General features: G+C 68.0%; 7 protein-coding genes. 2 read left to right on the forward strand and 5 right to left on the reverse strand.

Annotated features, from left to right (window positions below):
• Window positions 1–2: 2 nt before the first annotated feature.
• The 3 genes from H8R02_RS29300 to H8R02_RS29310 are packed head-to-tail and all read right to left on the reverse strand — an operon-like array spanning window position 3 to window position 3,122.
• Window positions 3–1,217: an HlyD family secretion protein gene (locus H8R02_RS29300; protein WP_187085467.1), complete on the reverse strand. Its 1,215-nt coding sequence runs from the start codon at window positions 1,215–1,217 to the stop codon at window positions 3–5.
• Between the two features lie 2 nt (window positions 1,218–1,219).
• Window positions 1,220–2,620, reverse strand: coding sequence for an efflux transporter outer membrane subunit (locus tag H8R02_RS29305; protein WP_255429634.1), 1,401 nt, complete (start codon window positions 2,618–2,620; stop codon window positions 1,220–1,222).
• Window positions 2,610–3,122, reverse strand: coding sequence for a MarR family winged helix-turn-helix transcriptional regulator (locus H8R02_RS29310; RefSeq protein ID WP_187085469.1), 513 nt, complete (start codon window positions 3,120–3,122; stop codon window positions 2,610–2,612). Before H8R02_RS29310 ends, H8R02_RS29305 begins: the two co-directional genes overlap by 11 nt.
• 187 nt (window positions 3,123–3,309) lie before the next feature.
• Between H8R02_RS29310 and H8R02_RS29315 the strand changes: the two genes are divergently transcribed.
• Window positions 3,310–4,350, forward strand: a complete 1,041-nt coding sequence (locus H8R02_RS29315) for an ion channel (protein WP_187085471.1) — start codon at window positions 3,310–3,312, stop codon at window positions 4,348–4,350.
• Window positions 4,347–5,609 carry a BaiN/RdsA family NAD(P)/FAD-dependent oxidoreductase gene (locus H8R02_RS29320; RefSeq protein ID WP_354004998.1) on the forward strand — a complete coding sequence of 421 codons (1,263 nt, stop codon included), beginning with the start codon at window positions 4,347–4,349 and terminating at the stop codon, window positions 5,607–5,609. The genes H8R02_RS29315 and H8R02_RS29320 overlap by 4 nt, the downstream gene beginning before the upstream one ends.
• 111 nt (window positions 5,610–5,720) lie before the next feature.
• Here the strand turns inward: H8R02_RS29320 and H8R02_RS29325 are convergent, their stop codons facing one another.
• Window positions 5,721–5,939, reverse strand: a complete 219-nt coding sequence (locus H8R02_RS29325) for a hypothetical protein (protein WP_187085473.1) — start codon at window positions 5,937–5,939, stop codon at window positions 5,721–5,723.
• A gap of 2 nt (window positions 5,940–5,941) precedes the next feature.
• Window positions 5,942–6,649 (reverse strand): RHS repeat domain-containing protein, encoded by a 708-nt coding sequence (locus H8R02_RS29330; protein WP_187085474.1) that lies wholly within the window; start codon window positions 6,647–6,649, stop codon window positions 5,942–5,944.
• Window positions 6,650–6,872 lie beyond the last annotated feature (223 nt).

The following is a 6,872-nucleotide window of genomic DNA, read 5'->3' on the forward strand; positions in this document are numbered from 1 at the left end:
GTCTACTTCCGGGCGGCGGAGGCGCCTGCGAGATGGGTCGAGCGGCCCGAGTTGACGGCGATGATGCGGCGCACGTCGGCCTCCGCACCCGCGTCGAGCGTGTCGAACACCGGCGTCTGCGACATGGCGGCGGCGCGCGGCGCATCGGCCAGCGTCTTGCCGTCCTGCATGCTCACGTCCACCGTGGCTTCCATCGACAGGCCCACGCGCAGCGGGTTCTTGTTGACGTCCTGCGGGTCGAGCGCCACGCGCACGGGGACGCGCTGCACCACCTTGATCCAGTTGCCGGTGGCGTTCTGCGCGGGCAGCAGCGCGAAGGCCGCGCCCGTGCCGACGCCCAGGCCCTGCACGGTGCCGCGGTATTCGACGCGCTTGCCATAGATGTCGGCGGTGAGCTTCACCGGCTGGCCGATGCGGATCTTGCGCAACTGACTTTCCTTGAAGTTCGCGTCCACCCACACCTGGTTGAGCGGCACGATGGACATGAGCGTGGTGCCCGCGTTCACGCGCTGGCCGAGCTGCACGGTGCGCTTGGCGACGTAGCCGTCCACCGGCGCCGGCAGCGCGGCGCGCTGCGCGGCGATCCACGCCTCGCGCACCTTGGCGGCCGCGGCCAGCACCTGCGGGTGCTGGTCCACGCTGGTGCCTTCGGTGAGCGCCTGGTTGGTGGCGAGCTGCTCCTTCGCCGCGGTGACGCCGGCGTTGGCGGCCTCGAGCGCACTGCGCGCATTGGCCAGCTGCGTGACGGCGTGGTTCAGCTCTTCCCTCGACACGGCGCCGTTGCCGACGAGCGACTGGCGGCGCGCGAGGTCGTCCTGCGCGCGGCGCACCTCGGCGTTGGCCTTGTCGATGTCGGCGGCGCGCAGTTTCACCTGCGCGGCCAGCGCGGCGTTGTTCGAGTAGAGCGTGCGCACCTGGCGCACGGTCTGCGCGAGGTTGGCTTCCGCCTGCTGCAGCGCGACGCTGACGTCGGCGGGGTCGAGCTTGACCAGCGGCTGGCCCGCCTTCACGTAGTCGGTGTCGTCGGCGTAGATCGCTTGCACCGTGCCGCCGATCTGCGGCGTGATCTGCACGATGTTGCCCTGCACGTAGGCGTTGTCGGTGCTCTCGTAGTGGCTGGCCACCAGCCACTCGTAGGCGCCCCAGGCGAGGCCGACCACGGCCACGGTGGCGGCCACGATGGTCAGGCCCTTCTTGCGTTTCTCGTTCATCGCCATTTTCAGATTCCTTGGCTTTCATAGCCGCCGCCGAGGGCGCGCATCAATTGCACTTGTGCATCGAGCTGGCGGCCCGCCAGGTCCACCGCGAGGCGGCGCTGGTTGAGCACAGCGGTCTCGGCGGTGAGCACGTTCAGATAGGTGCCGAGCCCCGCGCGGTAGCGCTGCACGGCGATGTCGTAAGCACCTTCGGCCGCGGCCTGCGCGTCGCGCTGCTCGGCACGCTGCTTCTCGATGGATTGCAGCGTCGCAACCTGGTCCGCGGCTTCGCGGATGGCGTCGACCAGCGTCGCGTTGTAGCCCTCCACTGCGGCGTCGAGGTCCGCCGCCCGGCCGCGCAGGTTGGCGCGCAGGCGCCCCGCGTCGAAGATCGGCAGGTGCACCGCCGGGCCCATGCCCCATTGCAGGCTGCCCGCATCGAGCAGCTTGCCGATACCGAGGCTGGACAGGCCAAGGAAAGCGGTGAGGTTGATGCTGGGATAGAACTGCGCCTTCGCACTCGCCACGTCGTGCGTCGCGGCTTCGGCGCGCCAGCGCGCGGCGGCCACATCGGCGCGGCGCGCGAGCAGGTCCGAGGGGATCGCGTGCGGCGCGGGCACCGGCTTGATCGCAGCGAGCGCACGCTCTTCAATCTTCGCGTCTGGCTGCGCAACGAGTGCGGAGAGTGCGTTGCGCGCGAGCTGCGCCTGCTCCTGCAGCGCTTCGATCTGCTGGCGGGCTTCGGGCAGCGCGCCTTCGGCCTGCTTCAATTCGAGCGCGGTATCGAGCCCTGCATTGACGCGATCCCGTACGAGCTTGAGCGCTTCCTCGCGCTGCGCGAGCGCCCGTCGTGCGACGGCGAGCTGGTCGTGCACGCGCGCGAGCTGGATGTAGCTGCGCGTCACGTTGGCGGCCAGCAGGATGCGCGCGGCTTCGGTGTCGGCCTGCGCGGCACGCGCCGTGCCCAGCGCCGCTTCGAGCGCCTCGCTGTATTTGCCGAAGAAGTCGATCTCCCAACTGGCACCCAGCTGCAGCGTCGCGCTCTCGCGGATCGAACCCGCGATGGGCGGCGGCAGCAGCCCGTTCTCGGAATAGCGTTGCCGCGTGACGTCGAACGAGCCGTTGACCTGCGGCAGCGTGGCCGCGTTCGCCACTTCCAGCACCGACTGCGCCCGGCGCAGGCGCGCCTGCGCGACCTTCAGCGTCGGGTTGCCCGCGAGCGCCTGCGCGACGAGGCGGTCGAGCTGTTCGTCGCCGAACGCCTTCCACCAGTCGGGGGCGAGGCGTTGCGCGGCAGGCTCGCCGGAAAGACCCAGGGACTGCGGCGTGCGCAACGTGGCTTCGGGCTCGATGCCCTTGTAGCTGGCGCAACCGGCCAGCAGCAATGCGGCAGCCAGTGCCGCCATGCGGAAATCAGGTTTCATCCAGTGCCTCGTTGCGGGCCTGTTGCAGCTCGACCCCGTTCTCGAGCATGCGGTTGAGGAAGGACTTGAGCAGCTGCCACTCCTCGGCGGTGAAACCCTTGAGGTGCGCATTCAGCACGTTCGACAGCGCCTGGGGAATGGCCTGCGCGGCTGTCTTGCCCTCGGGCGTGAGCTCGATGTTCACCACGCGGCGGTCGGCCTCGGAGCGCACGCGCCGCACGAGGCCCTTGGCCTCCAGCCGGTCGAGCGTGCGTGTCATCGCTCCGGCGTCCAGTTCGGCGGCGGCGGCAAGTTCGGCCGCTGTGGAAGCGTGGCCGAGGTACAGCTTGTAGAGCGGGATCCACTGCGCGTGCGTGAGGCCCGTGGGCTCCAGCTCGCGGTCGGCCGCGGCCTGCACGCTGGCCAGGATGCGGCGCATCAGGTAGCCCACGCTCTCGTTCGGCTGGATGGCGCCGGGCTTGTAGAAGGCGGGGACCTTCCCGCGGGGTTTGGGCGGATTCATGGGAAGGCGGATATTACTTGCCCAAGCAATCATTGTCAAGGCTACTATTGGCCGGGCAAGGAGTTGGTTCGCCGCGTGCCGGGGCCGGGCGGGCGAATTGCAGTCACCGGATGTCATTGGCGTCCGACACCGGCGCGGTGGCCCACGGGTCAAGGTCCAGCGACGACAGCGGACCCTGGAGTTCCCGATGAGCATGATGGCAATCGCCGAGGCGATCGCGGGCGTGGTGCTTGCCGCGCTCGCGCTGCGCGACGTGTTCGACACGGTCGTGGTGCCGGGGCGTTCGCGCGGGCTGCTGCGCATCGCGGGCCGGCTCGTACTCGGCTCGGTGGAGCTGCTGCACAGCAGGCGGCGCAAGCCCGTCGGCCTCGGTTTCGCGCCCTTCATGCTGCTCGTCACTTTCATCGTGTGGCTGCTGCTGCTCGTGCTGGCGTTCGGCCTGCTCGCGCATGCGGCGGGCGACTCGTTCGATCCGCCGCTGCAGGATTTCGGCGACGCCCTGTATGTCGCGGGCGGTTCGATGACGACGCTCGGCTTCAGCCCGACGGAGGCGAGCGGTGCGGGCAGTGTCATCGCCGTCGCGGCGGGCTTTTGCGGGCTGGCCGTGATGACGATGGCGGTGACGTACCTGCTGGAGGTGCAGGCCAACATCGCCACGCGCGACACACTGGTGCTGAAGATGGCCACGGCCGCGGGCCAGCCACCTTCGGCGCTCGGCCTGCTGGAACTGCTAGCGGCTACCGGCGGGCGCGCCGAGTTGCGCCGCGAGTTGCAGGAGGGGCGCGACTGGTGCGCGGCGATCCTGCAGAGCCATGCCTCGCACCCCTCGGTAATCTACTTTCGCAGCGTCGGCACCGCCACGGGCTGGCCGGCCACGCTGGGCGCGCTGCTCGACCTCGCCCTGATCGCGCAGTTGCTGCTCGACGAGGACGAGACCTGCGCGCCGGCCGTGCTGCTGCGCAAGCAGGCGAACCGGCTGGCCAAGGACGTCACGAAACTGCTGGAGCTCGACGTGCACACGGGCGCCACGGCGAGAGAGGAGGCGCGCGAGGTCTGCCGCAGGCTGGTCGCCGCGGGGTATCGCGTGCGCGCCGATGCGGACCTGGACGCGTTCGGCGACGCCCGCGCGCGTGAAGTCGCGGCCATCGACGCCATGGCGCTGCACCTCGGCACGGCCAAGACGCCGCTGCTGGGCGCGCCGCCGGTTGGCGAGACAATCGAGCGGTGACTTCCTCTTCCAAGCGCGCCGCCATCATCGGCGGCGGACCGGCCGGCTTGATGGCGGCCGAGGTGCTGCTCCAGCGTGGTGTTGCAGTCGACCTGTTCGATGCGATGCCGTCCGTGGGCCGCAAATTCCTGCTCGCCGGGCGTGGCGGGCTGAACCTCACGCACTCCGAAGACCCGCTGCCTTTTCTCGGCCGCTTCGGGGAGCGCAGCGGTGCGCTGCGGGACGCCATCTCCGCATTTGGCGGTGACGAGGTGCGGCGCTGGGCCGCGGGGCTGGGCATCGAAACCTTCGTGGGCACCTCGGGCCGCGTCTTTCCGACGGACATGAAGGCCGCGCCGCTGCTGCGGGCGTGGCTGCATCGGCTGCGGGCGGCGGGGTTGCGGTTGCATACGCGGCATCGCTGGAAGGGTTGGGATGCGTCGACCGGCGAGCTCGTGTTCGACGCACCGGCGGGACGCGTCACTCATGCCGCGGATGCGACGGTGCTTGCACTGGGCGGCGCAAGCTGGCCGCGGCTGGGCTCGGACGGTGCGTGGGTGCGGTTGCTTGCGGCGCGGGGCGTTTCCATCTCGCCCCTGCTGCCGGCGAACTGCGGCTTCGACGTCATGCCGACGCGCCCGGGCAGTTCGGGCTGGAGCGAGCACTTGTGGCAACGCTTTGCGGGGCAGCCGGTGAAGCCGGTTGCGGCGCGCATGGCTTCGCAATCGGAGCAAGACAGCCGGCAGGGCGAGTTCGTGCTCACGCAGACGGGGATCGAAGGCAGCCTTGTGTATGCGTTTTCCGCGCAGTTGCGGGACGAGATCGCGGCACACGGACATGCCACGTGGCTCATCGACCTGCTGCCGCAGCACACGTCGGCGCAAGTGCTGGCGGAGACGCGACGCCCACGCGGGGCGCGCAGCCTGTCGACGCACCTGAAGAGCCGGCTCGGCATCGCGGGTGTGAAGATGGCGCTGCTGCATGAGGTGCTCACCCCGGAAGAACTCGATGACCCCGCGCGGCTGGCGGCGGCGTTGAAGGCGCTGCCGTTGAAACTGGCGCGGCCGCGGCCCGTCGATGAAGCGATCAGCACGGCGGGCGGCGTGCGGTTCGATGCGCTCGATGAGAACGGCATGCTGCGCGAGCTGCCTGGCGTGTTCGTCGCGGGCGAGATGCTGGATTGGGAGGCGCCTACGGGGGGTTACCTTCTGACGGCATGTTTTGCGACGGGGCGGGTGGCGGGGGAAGGTGCGGCGCGGTGGGTGGCTCACGTCAAATAGACGCACGAAATGAAGGCCGCACGACGCGGTCCATACAGAAAGCGTCAGGCGCGCAGCCGTAGAGCCGTTCCATACGCTCGTTCGCGAGTGGAAATTGGATCGGGACCGATTTCATACGTCGGCTGCTGGTGGACCGCCACTTGGATCATTCTCTTTCTTTTCTGTCTCATAGGGATCAGGTTGCTGTTCCGCGAGCCACTTGCTCACGCCAACACACCCACCAATCGCAATGACCAATAGGTCGACCCAGAAGGGCGTCCAGGGGAACGCGAACCGGTAGAACAAGAGAAGCGCCGTGGCGACGAGGATCAAAACAGTCTTTGCGTTCACGTCTACTTCCCCTCGCACGCGCAGGTGTCAAGCAGCTCCTTGATGGCAAGAGGAGCCATCGCAGCCGTAAAGGCCGGGTGCTTCCAGAACTTGGCAGCATTGGCCGCGCCATTGAGCAGCGTGGCATTCAGACCTGTTGCCGTGGCACCGGCAGCTTCGGCGCTTGCAGCAACCTGCCCAGCAACAGAGTTGCCAGCCTTCACACCGCCAACCTTGCCAAACAGTCCAAGCGAGACCAAGCACAATCTGGAGTACCTCTTCTTTTCGTAGAAGTACGGTTCCTGTAGGCCTGCTGCCTGCATCGCGATGGCGCACATGATGTCCCCCGGCTCACACATGCCATTCCCAGCTTTGAGGTCGATCGGATCGAAACATTGATCGGGCTTGCACATGGTTTCCTCTGGAGGCTTGTTCGGCGGCTCCTTGCCTCGCATCCAGAACGTCGCCGCGCTGTTGGCCAACCCCATCGGGTCCGTCCCTCGAAGAGGGTCGCCGTGAACGTAGATGTAGCCGTTCGGCCCGTCATGCAACCCCATCGGATCGAACTGCGTATACCGTCCATCCCACGGACTGTATTCCCGGTTCCAGTTCTGGCAAAGCCGCGACTCCTCATCGCAGTACTGCCCCGGCATCCCCAGGTTGAAGGTGATGCCCGGTTTCGTCCTGCTCAGCACGTTCTGTCCGCTCGAGTTCGTCGTGGTTGCAAGCACACCGGAGCGCTCATTGTGGCCGAACGCCGAATACGGCCACTGCCACACCGGTTGCGTACTGCCATCGGTGATCAGCCGCGGCGTGCCCAGGTGGTCCGTATGACCTTGCCCCTGTTTGACGAATCCCTTAACCGAGCTTGTTAAGCGGACTTTTTGTCCTGGGCCGCCATCCAGTTTCTCTCATGCTGCATCGGACTCACGTACCCCAGCGTCGAATGCAGTC

It is taken from the genome of Ramlibacter albus, assembly GCF_014297445.1.
Taxonomy (GTDB): domain Bacteria; phylum Pseudomonadota; class Gammaproteobacteria; order Burkholderiales; family Burkholderiaceae_C; genus Ramlibacter; species Ramlibacter albus.